We start from the raw sequence: 16,914 nt of genomic DNA, 5'->3' as shown, positions 1-16,914 counted from the left end.
CCGAAGGCGATCAGGCCTGCGGCCAGGGGGTTGCCGGCGGTTTTGGCTTTGACCTGGTCCGGGGCGTGGGAGACGGCCTGGCCGGCGTCGCTGAGTTTGGCGGCGGCGGTGTCTTTGGCGTCGTGGAGGGTGTCGCCGGTGTGGTGGAGGGCGTTGCCGGCGTGTCCGGTGCCGGTGCCGGCGGCGTTATGCACGCGGGTGGTGGTGTGGTCTGCTGCTCCCATGACTTTCTCCTTCACGCCGGTCACGGCGTCTTTGAGTTTGTCTGTTTGGCGGTGGACGATGTTGGACGGGGTGACTTTGTCCGCGACGGCGTCGACGTTGGTGCCCAGGCGTGCCCGGGTTGCTTCAATGTCTGCGCGGATTGCGTCCGGGTTCTCGCTCATCGGTTTACCTCACCTGGTTTGAGGGTTGGGGGGATTTCGGAGAGTGTTTCCCCGGTTTGGGGCAGTCCCTTGATCTGTTTGAGTTCCTTGCGGCCGATACTGGCCAGGATGGCGGCGATGATGCCCCAGATCGCGGCGACGATCACGGCGGCCCAGCCCAGGGGCATGAGGGCGCCGAGGGCGAACATCAGGGCCAGGGACAGGAAGATCAGGACGAAGTGGCCCGCGACGCCGGCGCCGGCGAGCATGCCGCCGCCTTTCCCGGCGCGGGTGGCCGACTGCTTGGCTTCGGCTTTGGCCAGTTCCACTTCCTGGCGCATCAGGGTGGACAGGTCCCGGGTCACATCACCCAGGAGCTCGCCCAGCGAGGCGTTATCCGCTTTCTGATGCGCCAGATCCGGCGACTCAGGAATCTGACTGCTCATCAGAGCCTGCCGGACTGACCGTCCGAGGAGCGGTCGCGCGTGAGCGGATCGTTGGCCATCGGATCATCTGCGAGTTCCCGGTCCCGGAGTGGATCGTCGGAAATGCGGTTGCCGGACCACGGTTCCTCCACCAGCTGCGGGCTGTCCAGCCCGCTGGCAGGCCGTGCGGGCTCGGGGTAGCCGCTGCCGGGGGCGCCGCCGTCGTACCCTGCGGTGGTGGTGGCCGGGCCGGGGAGCTGCACCGGTGGCGGGGGAACGGCGCCGCCTGCAACGGAGGGTGAGTTGTTGTACTGGTCGCCGTACTGGGTACCCGAGTACTGCGAACCTGTGTAGCCGGTGGTGAGGCCGGACCGTCCGGTTGCGGTTCCTGTTGATTCAGGGGCACCCGCGGTGAGGCTGCGGGTCAGCCGTCCGGCGAGTACGCCGGCGCCTGCGGCGAGCAGCAGGAAGGTGCCGGGCTTGTTGCGGGCGAACCGCTGGACCTCGCCGAGCAGGTCTCCCGGCTCACGGTTCTCCAGCCAGGAAGCCACGGACTCGCTGCGCTGCGCGGCCTGACGGATGAGGTCGCTGGCCACGCCCTGCTGGTCCGGGGCGCTGGCCATGCTGTGCAGCTGGCCGGAAATGGTGCGGATTCCCTCGGCAGCCTTCTGCTGCTGGGTTCCCGCCTGGCTGGTCAAGCCTGCCCGGGCCTGGTGCAAAAGGTCCTGTGCACTGGACTTCGCCTCGGCAGCCACATTCGCGGCCTCCTCCTTGGCGGTCTGCGCGACGTCCTGGGCAGCGGATGCCGCCTGGCCTGCCACGTTGGACGCCTCCTGCTTGGCGGCGTCGGTCTTGGACGTGCCGCCCGTTGTGGTCCCCGCTGAGGTTCCGGTGGTGGCATAGGTTCCGGCGTCCAGGTCGCCGGCGGGAGGAGTGGTGGCGTTGGGGAAGGTGGCGGCAGCTCGCTCACCCGGGATTCCTGTACTGGCCGTGGGAGCCGCATTGGGGTCCTCGGGCCATTGGTTCTCTGTCATCTTCGATCTCTCTTTCCAAGAAGGCCGGTTATTGATGAAGAACCAGCAATACTGGCCGTAAAATGATAAGCATGATTACTAATGAAAGGTAAGTACCCTTCGTAAACGAGTTGTAACCGGTCTCGACGGATCAACCGGTAGGGCGAGGGCCCGCCCGGTCACAACCTAGGTGAAAGTGGTGGGTAGCGTGGATACAGCGTCATGGATATGGATAGTGGTCGCCGTTGTGGTGATCGTGGCTATTTTGCTGCTCCTTCTCGGTGGGCGGCGCCGGAAGGCCATGCAGCAGAAGCGCGATCAGGAGCACCGGGAAAAGGCAGCCGAGATCCGCAGGGAAGCGGAGAACAAGGAAATCGACGCCCGTGAGCGGGAAGCCAAGGCGGCCCGTGCGCGTGCGGACGCCGAGCAGGCGCAGGTCAACGCCGCCCGGCTGCGGCAGGAAGCCGAGCAGCAGGCGCATGAGGCGGAGGAGCTGCGCACTGAGGTCGCCGGTCACGCCCGCAAGGCCGACGAGATAGATCCCGACGTCGGCAGTGGCGGCGGCCGACGTGCCCGCCGCGAGGATGGGGAGGGCCAGCCGCTCCACCCTGATGCGGCAGCGGGGGAAGTCACGGGCCGTCGACAGCAGGAGGAATACAGCGCCGGGCAGGATGGCCGGGTGGACGGAATCCGGGAGCCGCACGCAGGCGGGCGCGCTGATGACCAGGCCGGAGGCGTGCACGGCATGCGCGAGCCGCAGCCGGGGGAGCGGGCCGATGGCCGCCCGGATGACCGGACCGGCGGCGCGGACGGCACGGACAGGGTCCGTGAACCTCGCGCCGCTGACCGGAATCCGCATGACGGAATCTAGTCTCCGGGGCACAGCTTCCAAGGACCCGAGGCGGGCGGATCCAACCTGCTTTAGATTCCGCTCGACGCCCGGAGTTCCTCGACGCCCGGAGTTCCTCGGTGTGAGGAGTTCCTTGGTTTCAGGAGTTCCTGGGTTTTAGGAGGGGGGAGGGGCGCGCCCCTTCCCCCTTTCCCATGCCCGCGAGTACGTCCCGAACGGCATCCAGGGACGACGTGGCCGGCTCCCACCCCAGGACGCGCCTGGCCCGGCTGGTGTCCATCACGGGTGCGCCGGCAGCCATCTCCACCCACCCTGCGTCCGTCGGCTGCACCCGCAGACGCCAAGTAAGATCCACCAGCCCACGCAGCAGCCCCATGGGGATGGGAAGGATCCTCCGGGCCCCCACCAGGCGGGCAAGTTCCTGCGGGGTGAGGACCGGTTCGGCGGCGATGTTGAAGGCCCCGCTGGCGCGCTGGTCCACGGTGCGCCAGTAGGCCTCTGCGACGTCGTCGGCATGGACCGCCTGGAAGACCAGGCCGTCCGGAACCGGAAGGAGGGGGATCCGCAACCGTGCGGGCAGCAGCCGCGGAATCAGTCGGCCCAGGAAGTACTTCCCGATCTCGCTGCCTGCGTCAGACTGGAAGATCAGGGCGGGCCGCAGCCGGGCCACTGCGATGGCAGGGTTGGCCTCGGCGAAACGGTCCAGCAGCTTTTCCTGCTCCGCCTTGTGCCGGCTGTAGTGGGAGCCCTGCATGCCCCCTGCCGGCCAGGATTCATCCGTGCGCCGGTCCTTCGAAGCCTTGCTGTACGCCCCAACCGAGGACGCGCACACCACCTGTTTGACTCCTGCCCTCCGCGCCGCCTCCAGGACATGCTCCGTCCCCACGACATTGGTCCGGTACAGCTGCTCAAGGTCCCGGTTTGGTTGGATCTGCCAGGCGAGATGGACTACTGCGTCCACTCCACGAAGGGCTGCTTCGAGCCGGGGCAGGTCCTCCTTCAGCCCGACGTCGAGCGTGTGCCATTCGACGCCGGCGTACGGCTGCGCGGTGGTGTCCGGGCGACGGCGGCTGATGCCGCTGAGCTGCAGGCTGCCGGGCTTTCGTGACAGCTGGCCTTGAAGGTTGCGCAGGAGCGCGGTACCCGCGTTTCCACTGGCTCCGGTGACGGCAATGCGCATGGCGGCGGCTCCTTGGGAGTGGTTGGCGGAACTGCTTACCCGACGAGCCTATAGCGGAAGAGGATTGTTTTATAAGCAACCTTATGATTTGCTGCTTCTAAGTCTTGCCGCAGGCTTTCGGAACCACCCCCGAGGGAACCAACGACAATGCCAGAATCATTTTCCTCAGTTTCCGTGGATACTCCCACACCCTACGATCACCCGATCGTCCATCAGCAAAAACCACTCCACCCAGCAGCCAGGCGAACCCACGCCGTCGGCGCCGGGTCCCCTCATTCGAGTTCCGTTCCGGCGAACGGCGGGCAGCTCCGGGAGACCTTCGAGAACGATCTCGTCCTGGGCTACCTTGACCTCGCCGAAGCACTGGCGGCACGGTTCGAAGCCCGTGGCCGCGAACGCGCCGACCTGAACCAGGTGGCTTACCTCGGGCTGGTCAAGGCCGCCAAGGGGTTTGATCGGTCCAAGGGGGAGAGCTTCCCGGCCTATGCCGCGCCCACGATCACGGGGGAGTTGAAGCGCTACCTGCGTGACCGCACCTGGGTGGTCCGGCCGCCCCGGAACATCCAGGACCTTCGAACGCGGATGTTCAGGGCGGAGCCGGAACTGACGCAGACGCTGGGGAGGAGCCCCAGCGTGGCTGAGCTCGCCAGCGAACTGGAGTCCGATCCGGCCGACATCCAGGAAGCGATCTCGGCATCCAGCAGCATGCATCCGGATTCCCTGGACGCGGTGAACCCCCATTCGGACGCTCCGTCCATCGGGGACATGCTCGCCTGCCCGGACACGCCCTTGGAGCGGCTGGAAGAGCTGGCCTGCCTGCGTGAGGCCATGCAGGACCTGGACCCGGCGGACCGGGAGCTCCTGTACCGCCGCTACTTCTGCGAAGAAACCCAGGTGCAGCTGGGCAAGCGGCTGGGCATGTCCCAGATGCAGGTATCGCGCCGCCTGGCCAAGGTGCTGGTGGAACTCCAGCGCCGGCTGGAGATGGGCTCGCAGCCGGCAGCCGCGTCCGCGGCTGGACCGCTCCGCAAGGCCGGAGGGCCTGCCCCGCGCGAACACCGGGAACACGCCCGGCGGGCACCGGCACGCCGGGGCTTCGGCCGGCCGGCCACCTCCTGAGCCGCAACGCCACCACGCCGCTGTCCGCCGCTAGCGGACAGAAGAAAAGCGCCACCCAAGCCCTATCGTGCCTGCTCAGCGGGCCGGCACTACCCGGTGCCGGTCCCCAATTACCGCTGGCCGTGTTTAGGAGCAACAGAAGGAGGGAACAGGTCATTTATGGGAAGCTCCACATCCGGCAGGATCCGCGCTGTGCTGTTTGACCGGGACGGCACGCTCGTCGTCGACGTGCCCTACAACGGGGATCCGGACCTGGTCCGGCCCATGCCCGGAGCCAAGGCAGTGCTGGACAGCCTCCGGGACCGCGGGATCGCCACCGGCGTAGTCAGCAACCAGTCAGGGATCGCCCGCGGGCTCATCAGTGAAGCGGACGTTTCCGCGGTGAATGCCAGGGTGGAAGAGCTCCTCGGTCCCTTCGACGTATGGGAAATCTGCCCCCACTCGGACCAGGACAACTGTGAGTGCCGGAAGCCGGCGCCGGGCATGGTGCACAGCGCCTGCCGGCGGCTGGGGATCGACGAATCCAGCACTGCCCTGATCGGAGACATCGGCGCGGACGTCCGCGCAGCTGCCGCCGCCGGCGCCACCGGTGTCCTCGTTCCCACTCCCGTCACCCGGGCCGAGGAAGTCCGTGCAGCGCCGCTGGTGGCACGGGACCTGGCCCACGCCGTCGCCCTGCTCGGGGAGTCATGATGGGGCGGGTTCTGGTGGCCCGGCTGGACAGCATGGGCGATGTGCTGCTGGCCGGACCGGCGGTCCGGGCCGTCGCCAACGGCAGGTCCGGGCAGTCGGACAGCGGCGCAGGGAACCATGTGGTCATGCTGTGCGGCCGGCAGGGCGAGGCAGCGGCAGGCCTCCTGCCCGGAGCCGCCGAGGTCTACAGCTGGGACAGCCCCTGGATCATGAACCCGGCACCTGCCATGACGGGCCCGCATGCGGACCGGCTGATCGAGTACGTCCGCAATTCAAGGATCTCCGAGGCCGTCATCCTGACCTCCTTCCACCAATCCCCGCTGCCGCTGGCGCTCCTGCTGCGGCTCGCCGGCGTGGAGCGCATCACCGGCGCCTCCACTGACTACGCAGGATCCCTCCTGGACGTCCGCTTGAAGCCCGGTGAGGACTTCCCCGAGGACCAGCCCGAGGCAGAGCGGGCCCTGGGAATCGCCGAGGCCGCCGGGTTCCGGCTTCCACCCGGGGACGACGGAAAACTCCGCCTCGCCGACATCCCCGACGTGCGTGGCCTCGTCGGGGACGAACCCTATGTGGTGGTCCATCCGGGCGCGGCCGTCCCGGCCCGGGCCTGGCCGCCGCTGCACCACGCAGCCGCCGTTGAACTCCTGCAGGGATCCGGGCACAAGGTGGTGGTGACGGGCGGACCCAACGAGACGTCCCTGACAGCCACTGTGGCCGGCCCGTCCGCCTTGGACCTCGGCGGCCGCACCGACCTGTCCACGATGGCCGGTGTCATGGCCGGAGCCCAGGCCGTGGTCGCCGGAAACACGGGACCGGCCCACCTGGCCGCCGCCGTCGGCACCCCGGTGGTCAGCCTCTTCTCACCCGTGGTTCCAGCCATCCGCTGGGCACCGTACGGGGTGCCGCTGGAACTGCTGGGCGACCAGAACGCTGCCTGCCGCCTGACCCGCGCCCGCGTCTGTCCCGTTCCCGGCCACCCCTGCCTGGACTCCGTGTCCCCCGAGGAGGTGGTGGCAGCCGTGGAACGCCTGATCAGCGGCGTGAGCTCCCTCAGTACCCACGTCAGCACCCGTAGAAAGGCCCGCAACAGATGAGAATCCTGCTCTGGCATGTCCACGGTTCCTGGACGGACGCCTTCGTCCGCGGCAGGCACGAATACCTGCTCCCGGTCCTGCCGGAGGGCGGAGCCTGGGGGCTGGGCCGTGCCGGGCGCAACTGGCCGGCCTCGGTCCGGGAGGTGGATCTGGCCGCGCTGGACGCGGACTCCGTTGACGCCGTCGTGCTTCAGCGCCCGGAGGAGATCGGCGAAGTAACGCGCATCCTCGGCCGCACGCCGGGACGGGACCTGCCGGCGGTCTTCGTGGAACACAACACGCCCAAGGGGGATTTCCCGTTCACCCGGCACCCGCTGGCGGACCAGCACACCATCCCCATCGTGCACGTGACGCACTTCAACCGGCTTGCCTGGGACAACGGATCCGCCGTTTCCACCGTCATTGAACACGGCATCCCCGACCCCGGCCACCTCTACACCGGGGAACTTCCGGACCTTGGCGTGGTGGTCAACGAGCCGGTGCGCCGGGGCAGGGTGACCGGCACGGACCTGCTTCCGGCGTTCGCCTCGGTGGCGCCCCTGCAGGTGTTCGGCATGAAGACCGAGGGGCTGGCGGTGGCCACCGGCATTCCCACGGACCGGTTGACGCCCCGCGGCGACCTGAAGACCGCCGAACTGCACCGGGAACTGGCCCGCTGCCGCGTCTACGTGCACCCGATGCGCTGGACGTCGCTGGGCCTGTCCCTGCTGGAGGCGATGCACCTGGGCATGCCGGTGGTGGCCCTGGCCGCCACCGAGGCGCCCCGGGCGGTGCCTGCGGAGGCCGGCGCGGTGTCCGCGGACATCGACGAGCTGCTCCGCTGCGCCCGCCGGCTGGTCGCCAACCCGGAGGAAGCCCGACGGCGGGGTGCGGCTGCGCGGGAAGCCGCACTGGAGCGGTACGGCCTGGGCAGGTTCCAGGACAGCTGGGACCAGCTCCTCGCCGACCTCGGCAGCAGCCTTTCCGCCACCCACCGGCCGGAGGAGCGGATCCTCGTTCCGGCCCGAGAAAGGAAGACCCCATGAAGATCGCCATGATTTCCGAGCACGCCAGTCCGCTGGCGGCACTGGGCGGGGTGGATGCGGGCGGGCAGAACGTCCACGTGGCAGCACTGTCCGAAGCCCTGGCCAAACGCGGACACCACGTCACCGTCTACACCCGCCGGGACGCAACGGAGCTTCCCGCCCGGGTCCGGGTGGGGCGCCGCTTCGAGGTGGTCCATGTCGACGCCGGCCCGGCCCGCCACGTGCCCAAGGACGAGTTGCTGCCCTTCATGGGTGAGCTCGCGGACGGCGTGGCCCGCGACTGGGGGCACCGGCCGCCGGACGTGGTGCACGGCCACTTCTGGATGTCCGGGGTGGCTGCCCTGGACGCAGCCCGCCGGCCGGACTCCGGATACCGGGTGCCGGTCATCCAGACGTTCCATGCGCTCGGCACGGTCAAACGCCGGCACCAGGGCGCGGAGGACACCAGCCCGCAGGAACGCCGGTGGCTGGAACCCGGCGTGGGCCGCTCCGCGGACCGGATCATCGCCACCTGCTCCGACGAGGTCTTTGAACTGAAGGCCATGGGCATCAACACCGGAAAGATCTCCATTGCCCCCTGCGGCGTGGACCTGGACGTGTTTGCCCCGACGGGACCCGTGGCTGCCAGGGGCCGCAGGCACCGGATCCTGTCCGTGGGCCGGCTGGTCCCGCGAAAGGGCGTGGACCTGGTGATCCGTGCCCTGCCGTACCTGAAAGCAGCCGGCTTCGACGACGTCGAGCTGCTGATCGTGGGCGGCGGCGGTGACTCGGGCGCCCTGCACACCGACCCCGAGGTGTGCCGGCTGCTGGCCCTCGCCGACGAGCTCGGTGTCCGGGACCAGGTAGTGCTCGAAGGCCAGGTGTCCCGCGGCGAGATGCCCGGCATCTTCCGCAGCGCCGACGCCGTGGTCTGCGCCCCCTGGTACGAACCCTTTGGCATCGTTCCCCTGGAGGCGATGGCCTGCGGGGTGCCCGTAGTGGCGGCAGCGGTGGGCGGCCTGCGGGACACCGTGGTGGACCACGCCACCGGCCTGCACGTTCCCCCGCGGGACCCGGAGGCCATCGCCTCCGCCCTGGCCATGCTGCTGGGCAACCGGGACCTGCGCGCCGAACTCGGCGACGCCGGCCAGCGGCGCGCCCGCGCCCGGTATTCCTGGGACCGTGTGGCTGCCGAATCCGAAAAGGCCTACCAACTCGCCGTGGCAGGGGCCGCCGCGAGCCCGGCAACGGGCGTAGTCCCCATGGAAGGAGCTGCACTGTGACTGCCGAATCATCCCTGCGCGACGTGGACCTGGCCCGGCTGACCGGGACGCCCGAGCTGCCGGTCCTGCTGCCGGAGGCAGCCGCGGACCCGGCAGGCACGGACGCCGTACGGCAACACCTGGACAACGTGGTGCCTGCCCTGGAGTCCCTGCGCAGCCAGTCCGGGCGGCTGGCCGCCTGGGGTGGGGAACTGGCCCAGCGGCTGCTCCGCGGGCAGCGGCTGCTCGCCGCCGGGAACGGCGGGTCCGCGGCAGAAGCCCAGCACCTCACCGCCGAACTGGTGGGGAGGTTCGACGGCGAACGGGTCCCGTTCTCGGCCATCTCCCTGCACGCGGAAACGTCCGCCGTGACGGCGATCGCCAATGACTACGGATACGACGACGTCTTCGCCCGGCAGGTGCGGGCGCACGGCCGCTCCGGCGATGTGCTCATGCTGCTCTCCACCAGCGGCAAGAGCCCCAACCTGCTGCGGGCGGCGGAGGCGGCATCCCGGCTCAACATCACCACCTGGGCGCTTACCGGCGCCGGGCCCAACCCGTTGGCGGACGCCTGCGACGAAGCCGTGATGATCGATGCCCTGAACGCCAACGCCCAGGAAGGGCACCTGATCGCCCTGCACGCGGTCTGCCGGGCCTTCGACCTTGAAGTGGGACGCCGTGCCACCGCCACCGGACTGCCGCAAGGGGGCAGGGCATGAGAATCGTGGTGGTGGGAGACGTCATGCTGGACGTGGACCTCTCCGGCGAGGCAACCCGGCTGAGCCCGGACGCGCCCGTTCCCGTGGTGGACGTCACCGGCACCCGCCGCCGCGCCGGCGGGGCCGGGCTGGTGGCACGCATGCTAGCGGAGGACGGCTGGCCCGTCACCCTGGTCACGGTGCTCGGAGACGACGACGCCGGCAGGCAACTCCAGGACCATCTCGCCGGTGTGCGGCTGGTGTCCGGGCCCAGCGGCCACGCCTCACCGGTCAAAACCCGGGTGCGCGCCGGATCCCATCCGGTGGTCCGCTTCGACCAGGGCTGCGATAAGCCGCCGGTCCCGGAAATGACCGGCGCCATGCTCCGGGCCGTGGAGGAAGCCGGCGTTGTCATCGTGGCCGATTACGGCAGGGGAGTGGCGGCCAACCCGCAGCTGCGCAGCCTGCTGGCCAGGCTCGCGGCTGGCATCCCCGTGATCTGGGACCCGCACCCGTCCGGTCCGGAGCCCGTGCCGGGAGTCGCCGTCGTGACACCGAACCTGGCGGAGGCCACCAAGGCCGCCGCGGCGTACAGCCAGGACCGCGAAGCTTCGGGAGGCCAGGAGCACGCCGACCCGGCAACGGCAGCCGCGCAGACCCTGCTCACCCGCTGGGCCAGCCGCGCCGTCCTGGTCACCAGGGGAGAGGACGGCGCCCTGCTGGTGCGGGCGGACGAACCGGAGCCCCTGGCCGTCCCCGCACCCCGGGTGGCGGCCGGCGATCCCTGCGGCGCCGGTGACCGGCTGGTGGCCGGACTCGCAGTGCACCTGCTCGCCGGCCGGCCCCTCCCGGAAGCATCCGCACTCGCCGTCCAGGAAGCCGCAGACTTCCTGGCCGCGGGCGGGGTCTCCGCCCTGCCGGACCGGGCCGTGGAGGAACAGCCGTCCGGTCCGGCGCCGCGTGGCAGCAGCGGCCCCCTGCTCCGCACCACGGAGCCGCTCCTGCTGGCCCGTGCCGTCCGCGGCAGCGGCGGCACGGTGGTGGCCACGGGCGGCTGCTTCGACCTGCTGCACGCCGGGCACGTGCGCACCCTCGCCGCCGCCCGGGAACTGGGGGACTGCCTGATCGTCTGCCTGAACTCCGACGAGTCCGTCCGGCGGCTCAAAGGCCCCGAACGACCCATCATCGGCCAGCACGACAGGGCCGAACTCCTGCTCGCCATGGAATGCGTCGACGCCGTCATGGTCTTCGACGAGGACACCCCCGAGGCTGCCCTGGACCGGCTCCGCCCGGACATCTGGGTCAAAGGCGGCGACTACAAGGGCGCCCGGCTGCCCGAATCGGATCTCGTGGAACGCTGGGGCGGCCGCTGCCTGACCGTCCCCTTCCACCCGGCCCGCTCCACCACTGGGCTGGCCGAGGCCCTGGCAAAGGTCAGCTGACCCCGGCGGGGGCTGCCGGGCCATCCGGCGCCCTCCACCCCTCACGATGTGATGCCCAACGAAAGGAACACCATGACTGAAGATGCCAACAACCCCGGACGCGTGCTGGTCACCGGAGGTGCCTCCGGACTGGGCGCCGCCGTCGTCGAAGCAGTCCTCCAGGCGGGCGGAACGCCCGTGGTGCTGGACCGCGACATCAGCAGCGTTTCCGGCGTCAAGGCGTTCGAAGTGGACGTCGCGGACCGGCAGGCCGTGGAAGCGGCCGTCCGCGAAGCCGCCGACACCGTGGGCGGCCTGGACGCCGTGGTCACCGCGGCCGGAATCGACCGCTGTGGCAAACTGGCCGACGTCGAAGCCACCGAGTGGGAAAAGGTCATCGGGGTCAACCTGATGGGCACCGTCTCCGTGGTGCGCGCCGCGCTGCCCTACCTGAAGGAAACCCACGGCCGCGTGGTGACGGTGGCGTCCACGCTGGGCAAGCGTGCCGTGGCCGACGCCACCGCCTACTGCGCCTCCAAGTTCGGGGTGGTGGGCTTCAGCCACGCCCTCGCGGCCGAGACCGGCGGCGAAATCGGCGTGACCACCCTGATCCCCGGCGGCATGAAGACGCACTTCTTCGATGACCGCACGGAACAGTACAAGCCGCAGGACGACTCGCGGCTCAACGACCCCGCCAACACGGCCAAAGCCATCCTGTTCGCGCTCAACCAGCCCCGGGGCTGCGAGGTCCGCGAAATGCTGGTCTGCCATGAGGAAGAGGGCTCCTGGCCCTAACCCCGGCCATCTGCCCTATATACATACGACGGGAGGAACACCATGCCCACCACAGCGATTGATACGGCCGCAGGCCGGGAAGCGGCAGCAGCCGCCGGCATCACCATCAGCGATCCGCGCACGGGCGAGGTCCTGTGGACCGTTCCCGAAGCCGACGCCGGCACGGTGGCCCAGGCCGTCGAGGTGGCACGCAGCGCCGCGCCGGACTGGGCTGCCGCGGCACCGGCCGAACGGGGCGCGGCACTGAAGGCCGCTGCCCGGGCCCTGGACGCGGCGGCCCGGGAGCTGGCGGGGCTCAATGCCAGCGAAACCGGCCGCCCGGTGGAGGAAGCGCTCGCCGGGATCGGCGCCGCGGTGTCCACGCTGGAGCAGTACGCCGAACTGGCCCCCGTCCACCGCGGCCACAGCCTGCGGGGCAACCGGCTCGCAGCCGACTACACGGTGGCAGAACCGCACGGCGTGGCCGTCCTCCTCACCCCGTGGAACGATCCCGTGGCCGTGGCCTGCGGCCTGATCGGAGCCGCGCTGGCCACCGGCAACGCCGTCATCCACAAACCCAGCGAGCGCTGCCCCCGGCTGGGGGAGGCGCTGGGCGAAGTGCTGGCCCCGGCGTTCCCGCCAGGGGTTTTCCTGACAGTCTCCGGCGGCGCCGTGGTGGGTGCCTTGCTCTCGCAGTCCGAGGTGGATGTGCTGGCGCATGTGGGTTCCAGCGCCGCCGGCGCCAGGATTGCCCGCGCGGGAGCCCTCACCGGCGCCCACGTCATCCGGGAAAACGGTGGCAATGATCCCCTCCTGGTGGACCGCGACGTGGACCCGGCCTGGGCCGCGGAACAGGCAGCCATTGGGGCCTTCAGCAACAGCGGCCAGATCTGCACCTCTGTGGAGCGGATCTACGTCCACCGGGACATCGCCGAGGACTTCACCGCGGCACTCCAGGCGGAGGCGGCGCGCCGCAACGCCGACGGGTCGGTGGCACCCCTGGTGGACCTGCGCATGCGGGACCAGGTGCACGCCCACGTGGCGGACGCGCTGGAACAGGGTGCCCGGGCCCTCGAAGGCGGAGCGGTTCCGGACGGGCCGGGCTCCTTCTACCCGGCCACGGTCCTGTCCGGCTGCACGGACCGGATGCAGGTCATGGCGGAGGAAACCTTCGGCCCGGTTGCCCCCATCCAGGTGGTGGACACGTTCGACGACGGCCTGCGGCAGGCGTGCAGCGGCAGGTACGGCCTCGCGGCCACCGTCCTGAGCAGCAACATCGCCCACATCCAGCAGGCGGTGGCGGCACTGCCGGTGGGCACGGTCAAGGTCAACGAGGTGTTCGGCGGCGCGCCGGGCGGAGCGGCCCAGCCGCGGGGCGAAAGCGGCGCGGGCTTCGGGTACGGGCCGGAACTGCTGGACGAGTTCAGCCGGGTCAAGGTGGTCCACATTGCCGCCCCTCCTTCCGCCACCGATGAATCGCCCCACTCCCCGGAAGAGGCCCGGCCATGACCACGGTCCCGGACGCCGCCGACCTCTCCACCCAGCGGGCGCTCGCCGACTGGCTGCCGGGACGGCTGGCCGCGGAGGCGCCGTCCGTCCTGGTCATCGGCGACCTCATGCTGGACGGCTGGTGGAACGGCACCATCGAACGGCTGTGCCGGGAGGCTCCCGCGCCCGTGGTGGACCTCCAGGCCCGCCACTCCGTCCCCGGCGGCGCAGCCAATACCGCCATGAACCTAGCCGCCCTGGGAGCGCGGGTCTCCGTGGCGGGGATCATCGGCACGGACGACGCCGGCGCGGACCTTCGCCGCCAGTTGGTGGCGGCAGGCATCGACGTCACGCACCTGCACTCCCACCCGGACATGGTCACCACCACCAAGATCCGGATCAGCAGCGGAGGGCAGGTGATGCTCCGCCTCGACGACGCCGCCCGGACGGTGCCCGCCCCGGCGCTCGCCGCCCTCGCCTCGTCGGTGCGCGCCGCCGTCGAACGCCGCGACGCGGTACTGGTGTGCGACTACGGCAACGGCGTCCTTGCCGGCCCCGTGCACGAGGGCCTGGTGCAGGCCCTCGCCCGCTCCGCCACCGGCGGTTCGGGGCCGGATCGGCCCCTGGTGGTGGTCGATTCGCACGATCCCCGCCCCTGGGCCGCCCTCAACCCTGACCTGGTGACGCCGAACGCGCAGGAAACAGCCCGGCTGCTGGACCTCCGGCTGCCCGACGGGCAGGACCGGGCTGAGACGGTCAGCGGGCACGGGCCGGCCCTGCTGGCGGCCACGGGAGCCGCGGCCGTGGTGGTCACCCTGGACCGGGACGGAACCGTTTTGGTCAGGCCCGACGGCGGCACGCACCGCACGTGGGCGCGCCCGGCGGCCGAGAAACAGGCTTCGGGCGCAGGCGATACCTTCGTGGCCGCCCTGACCCTGGCCCGTTCGGCCGGCCTCCCGCTGACGGCCAGCCTCGACCTCGCCCAGGCCGCCGCCGACGTCGTGGTCCACCAGCCCGGGACATCCGTGTGCAGCACCAGCCAGCTGGGCCGGTACCTGGCGGCCTTCGCGGACACCGCGCTGGGGGCCGATGAGTTGGAGCAGCAGTTGGAACTCCACAGGTCCGAGGGGCAGCGCATCGTGCTGACCAACGGCTGCTTCGACGTCCTGCACAGCGGCCACACCCGCTACCTGAACCAGGCCAAGCAGCTGGGCGACATCCTGGTGGTCGCACTGAACAGCGACGACTCGGTCACCCGGCTCAAGGGCCCCGGCCGGCCCATCAACCCCGTGGCGGACCGGGCCGCCGTGGTGGCGGCCCTGAGCTGCGTGGACTACGTGACGGTCTTCGACACCCCCACCGCCGAACCGCTGATCCGGCAGCTGCGGCCCGACGTCTACGCCAAGGGCGGTGACTACAGCCCGGAGATGCTGGCGGAAACCCCCGCCGTCGAGGAATCCGGCGGACGCGTGGCCATCCTCGACTACGTCGCCGAACGCTCCACCACCGCCGTGGTCAACCGCATCAGGGGCGGCGAGGGCGTGGCCGCCGTCCTCCCCGGCCCCGGGGACTGAACCCGGGGACTGAGGCTGGGTCCACTAGGGTTGGAGCATGACTGAAGCGGGGCAGGGGTAATGGCGAAACGCGGAAAGTCAGGGGGCAGGAACAGCCGGAGCCCGGGCGCGGTGGACGTCGCCTCTGCGCCTGCCGCCAAGGGCAGCTCCGGGAAGGGGCCCGTGGAGGGTGTCTACTACATTGACACCGGCGACTGCGAGCTGATCGCGGACCAGGACAACTCCACCGGCTGGCTGCTGAAGATCAACGGAGTCATGAGCTCCCACATCGACCTCGCGGACCCGCTGTTCCTGGACTTCGAATACATGCGCTGGATTGCCGCGCTCATCGAGTCCCGCTGGCCGCCGTCGGACGTTGCCGGAAACGGGCAGAAACTCCGCGGACTCCACCTGGGCGGCGGTGCCTGCTCCCTGGCCCGCTATGTCGCGGCCGCCTACCCGGACGCCCGGCAGGTGGTGGTGGAGCTGGACGGCAAACTGGCCGAGTACGTGCGCGGCTGGTTCGACCTCCCCAAGGCTCCGCTGCTCCGCCTCCGGGTAGGGGAGGCCCGGGCCGTCACGGAGACGCTCACCCCGGATACCCGCGACTTCATCATCCGGGACGTCTTCGCCGGTGCCTTCACGCCGCGGCCGCTGACCACTGCCGAATTCACGGCGCACGCGCGCCGGGTCCTGGCCCCCGGCGGTCTGTACGTGGTGAACTCCGGCGACGCTCCGGACCTGAAGAATGCACGGGAGGACGCCGCCACCATCGCCGCGGCCTTCAAGCACACCCTGATCATCGCCGATCCCGCCATGCTCAAGGGCCGCCGCTACGGCAACATGGTCATGGCCGGCAGCGACGTTCCGTTCGGCGACGATCCCCAGCTGGCGCGCCGCCTGCTGGGCGGGGCGGTGCCGGCGCACATCTGGGACGACGCGCAGGTCCGTGCCTTCGCCGCCAACGCCCCGATCCGCCACGACCCCGTGGAAGAGCCCTAACCCCGCCCCAGCAGCGCGTCCCGGTGCTCGGCCATCCGGTCGCGCAGCGCCTGGACCACGGCCGCCACTGCCGGCCGGCGCAGCGAGTCGGGCCGCAGCACCATCCAGTAGGGGAGCAGCTCCGCGATGTCCTCCGGCAGGAGCCTGACCAGGTCGTCATGGAGGTCGCCCATGAAGCAGGGCAGGAACCCGATGCCCGCGCCCGCCCTGGTGGCCTCCACGTGCACAAAGACGTTGGTGGACGTCAGTCCGTCCCGCATGGCCGGGACCAGGCGCCGCGGCGCATCGAGATCGTCCACCTGCAGCATGGAATCGACAAAGTAGACCAGCGGATGGCTGTTCAGCTCCGCCACGGTGCCGGGTGCGCCGTGCTCCTTCAGGTACTCTCGCGACGCGTACATGCCCAGCATGTATTCGCCCAGCCGGACGGCTTCGGCACGGTGCACCTGCGGCTCGCCCACCACCACCTCGATGTCCAGGCCGGAACGCTGCTGGAGCGCCCGCCGCGTCATGGTGACCACTTCCACGCTGAGTCCGGGGTGCTCCCGCCGCAGCCGGGCCACGGCCGGTGCGGCGATGTAGGCGCTGAACCCGTCCGTTGCCGTCATGCGCACGACGCCGGTAACCGGGTCCGGTGCCTGGCCGCCGGGTCCCAGCGTGGCCAGCACCCCCTCCACCTGTTCGGCCACGCGGACGGCCTGCGCTCCCAGCTCCGTCAGTTCCCAGCCGCCGGCGGCACGCGCCAGGACCCGGCCGCCGAGCGCCTTCTCCAGCGCGGCGATCCTGCGTGAGACGGTGGTGTGGTTCAGGCCCAGGGCTTGCGCCGCCGTCGTGAATTTCGCCGAACGGGACACCTCGAGGAGGACCAGCAAGTCATCGGGATTCGGGTTCATATCTGCAATTGTGCACATGCAGGGTGCCCCTTTGGGCATTGAAGGCGCATCTTTGTGCAGCAATACTCAGGGTAGTCACT

At 70.4% G+C, this 16,914-nt stretch carries 17 protein-coding genes; 11 read left to right on the top strand and 6 right to left on the bottom strand.

Annotation, left to right across the window (positions count from 1 at the left end; all coding sequences use genetic code 11):
- From AS031_RS15435 to AS031_RS15415, 5 genes are all read right to left on the bottom strand, one after another.
- The coding region (locus tag AS031_RS15435; RefSeq protein WP_141688847.1) for a DUF3618 domain-containing protein at positions 1-386 on the bottom strand (386 nt) is incomplete at its 3' end.
- Positions 383-811 (bottom strand): phage holin family protein, encoded by a 429-nt coding sequence (locus AS031_RS15430; protein WP_058269029.1) that lies wholly within the window; start codon positions 809-811, stop codon positions 383-385. The genes AS031_RS15435 and AS031_RS15430, both read right to left, overlap by 4 nt.
- The gene (locus tag AS031_RS15425; protein WP_058269028.1) at positions 811-1,824 is read right to left on the bottom strand and encodes a hypothetical protein; all 1,014 of its coding nucleotides are present in this window, start codon (positions 1,822-1,824) and stop codon (positions 811-813) included. The genes AS031_RS15430 and AS031_RS15425 overlap by 1 nt, the downstream gene beginning before the upstream one ends.
- Before the next feature lie 199 nt (positions 1,825-2,023).
- Positions 2,024-2,662 carry a hypothetical protein gene (locus tag AS031_RS15420; RefSeq protein ID WP_058269027.1) on the bottom strand — a complete coding sequence of 213 codons (639 nt, stop codon included), beginning with the start codon at positions 2,660-2,662 and terminating at the stop codon, positions 2,024-2,026.
- Between the two features lie 130 nt (positions 2,663-2,792).
- Positions 2,793-3,833 carry an NAD-dependent epimerase/dehydratase family protein gene (locus AS031_RS15415; RefSeq protein ID WP_058269026.1) on the bottom strand — a complete coding sequence of 347 codons (1,041 nt, stop codon included), beginning with the start codon at positions 3,831-3,833 and terminating at the stop codon, positions 2,793-2,795.
- A gap of 147 nt (positions 3,834-3,980) precedes the next feature.
- On the opposite strand from AS031_RS15415, the gene AS031_RS15410 reads away from it, so the two are divergent.
- The 11 genes from AS031_RS15410 to AS031_RS15360 all read left to right on the top strand — a co-directional run bounded on the left by AS031_RS15410 (position 3,981) and on the right by AS031_RS15360 (position 15,941).
- Positions 3,981-4,952, top strand: a complete 972-nt coding sequence (locus AS031_RS15410; RefSeq protein ID WP_058269025.1) for a sigma-70 family RNA polymerase sigma factor — start codon at positions 3,981-3,983, stop codon at positions 4,950-4,952.
- Positions 4,953-5,111: 159 nt separating this feature from the next.
- The gene (locus AS031_RS15405) at positions 5,112-5,645 is read left to right on the top strand and encodes a D-glycero-alpha-D-manno-heptose-1,7-bisphosphate 7-phosphatase (RefSeq protein ID WP_058269024.1); all 534 of its coding nucleotides are present in this window, start codon (positions 5,112-5,114) and stop codon (positions 5,643-5,645) included.
- Positions 5,645-6,739, top strand: a complete 1,095-nt coding sequence (locus AS031_RS15400; protein WP_058269055.1) for a glycosyltransferase family 9 protein — start codon at positions 5,645-5,647, stop codon at positions 6,737-6,739. The genes AS031_RS15405 and AS031_RS15400 overlap by 1 nt, the downstream gene beginning before the upstream one ends.
- Positions 6,736-7,764 carry a glycosyltransferase gene (locus AS031_RS15395; RefSeq protein WP_058269023.1) on the top strand — a complete coding sequence of 343 codons (1,029 nt, stop codon included), beginning with the start codon at positions 6,736-6,738 and terminating at the stop codon, positions 7,762-7,764. Before AS031_RS15400 ends, AS031_RS15395 begins: the two co-directional genes overlap by 4 nt.
- A complete protein-coding gene (locus AS031_RS15390; RefSeq protein ID WP_058269022.1) occupies positions 7,761-9,026 on the top strand; it encodes a glycosyltransferase in 1,266 nt (421 codons plus the stop codon). The genes AS031_RS15395 and AS031_RS15390 overlap by 4 nt, the downstream gene beginning before the upstream one ends.
- Positions 9,023-9,724, top strand: a complete 702-nt coding sequence (locus AS031_RS15385; RefSeq protein WP_058269021.1) for a D-sedoheptulose-7-phosphate isomerase — start codon at positions 9,023-9,025, stop codon at positions 9,722-9,724. The genes AS031_RS15390 and AS031_RS15385 overlap by 4 nt, the downstream gene beginning before the upstream one ends.
- Positions 9,721-11,145 carry a PfkB family carbohydrate kinase gene (locus AS031_RS15380; protein WP_058269020.1) on the top strand — a complete coding sequence of 475 codons (1,425 nt, stop codon included), beginning with the start codon at positions 9,721-9,723 and terminating at the stop codon, positions 11,143-11,145. The genes AS031_RS15385 and AS031_RS15380 overlap by 4 nt, the downstream gene beginning before the upstream one ends.
- Positions 11,146-11,217: 72 nt before the next feature.
- Entirely contained in the window at positions 11,218-11,919 is a 702-nt protein-coding gene (locus tag AS031_RS15375; protein ID WP_058269019.1) for an SDR family oxidoreductase, read from the top strand.
- 42 nt (positions 11,920-11,961) lie between these two features.
- The gene (locus tag AS031_RS15370) at positions 11,962-13,407 is read left to right on the top strand and encodes an aldehyde dehydrogenase family protein (protein WP_058269018.1); all 1,446 of its coding nucleotides are present in this window, start codon (positions 11,962-11,964) and stop codon (positions 13,405-13,407) included.
- Positions 13,404-14,960, top strand: a complete 1,557-nt coding sequence (gene rfaE2 / locus AS031_RS15365; RefSeq protein ID WP_058269017.1) for a D-glycero-beta-D-manno-heptose 1-phosphate adenylyltransferase — start codon at positions 13,404-13,406, stop codon at positions 14,958-14,960. The genes AS031_RS15370 and rfaE2 overlap by 4 nt, the downstream gene beginning before the upstream one ends.
- A 60-nt stretch (positions 14,961-15,020) precedes the next feature.
- Complete coding sequence (locus AS031_RS15360) at positions 15,021-15,941, top strand: spermidine synthase (protein ID WP_058269016.1); 921 nt, start codon at positions 15,021-15,023, stop codon at positions 15,939-15,941.
- Here AS031_RS15360 and AS031_RS15355 read toward each other — a convergent pair.
- Positions 15,938-16,834, bottom strand: coding sequence for a LysR family transcriptional regulator (locus tag AS031_RS15355; protein ID WP_058269015.1), 897 nt, complete (start codon positions 16,832-16,834; stop codon positions 15,938-15,940). The genes AS031_RS15360 and AS031_RS15355 overlap by 4 nt on opposite strands.
- Positions 16,835-16,914: the final 80 nt, after the last annotated feature.

It is taken from the genome of Pseudarthrobacter enclensis (assembly GCF_001457025.1).
GTDB classification, from domain to species: Bacteria; Actinomycetota; Actinomycetes; order Actinomycetales; family Micrococcaceae; genus Arthrobacter; species Arthrobacter enclensis.
Note: the sequence above shows the minus strand (reverse complement) of the source record. Positions and strands in the feature narration are given on the sequence as shown.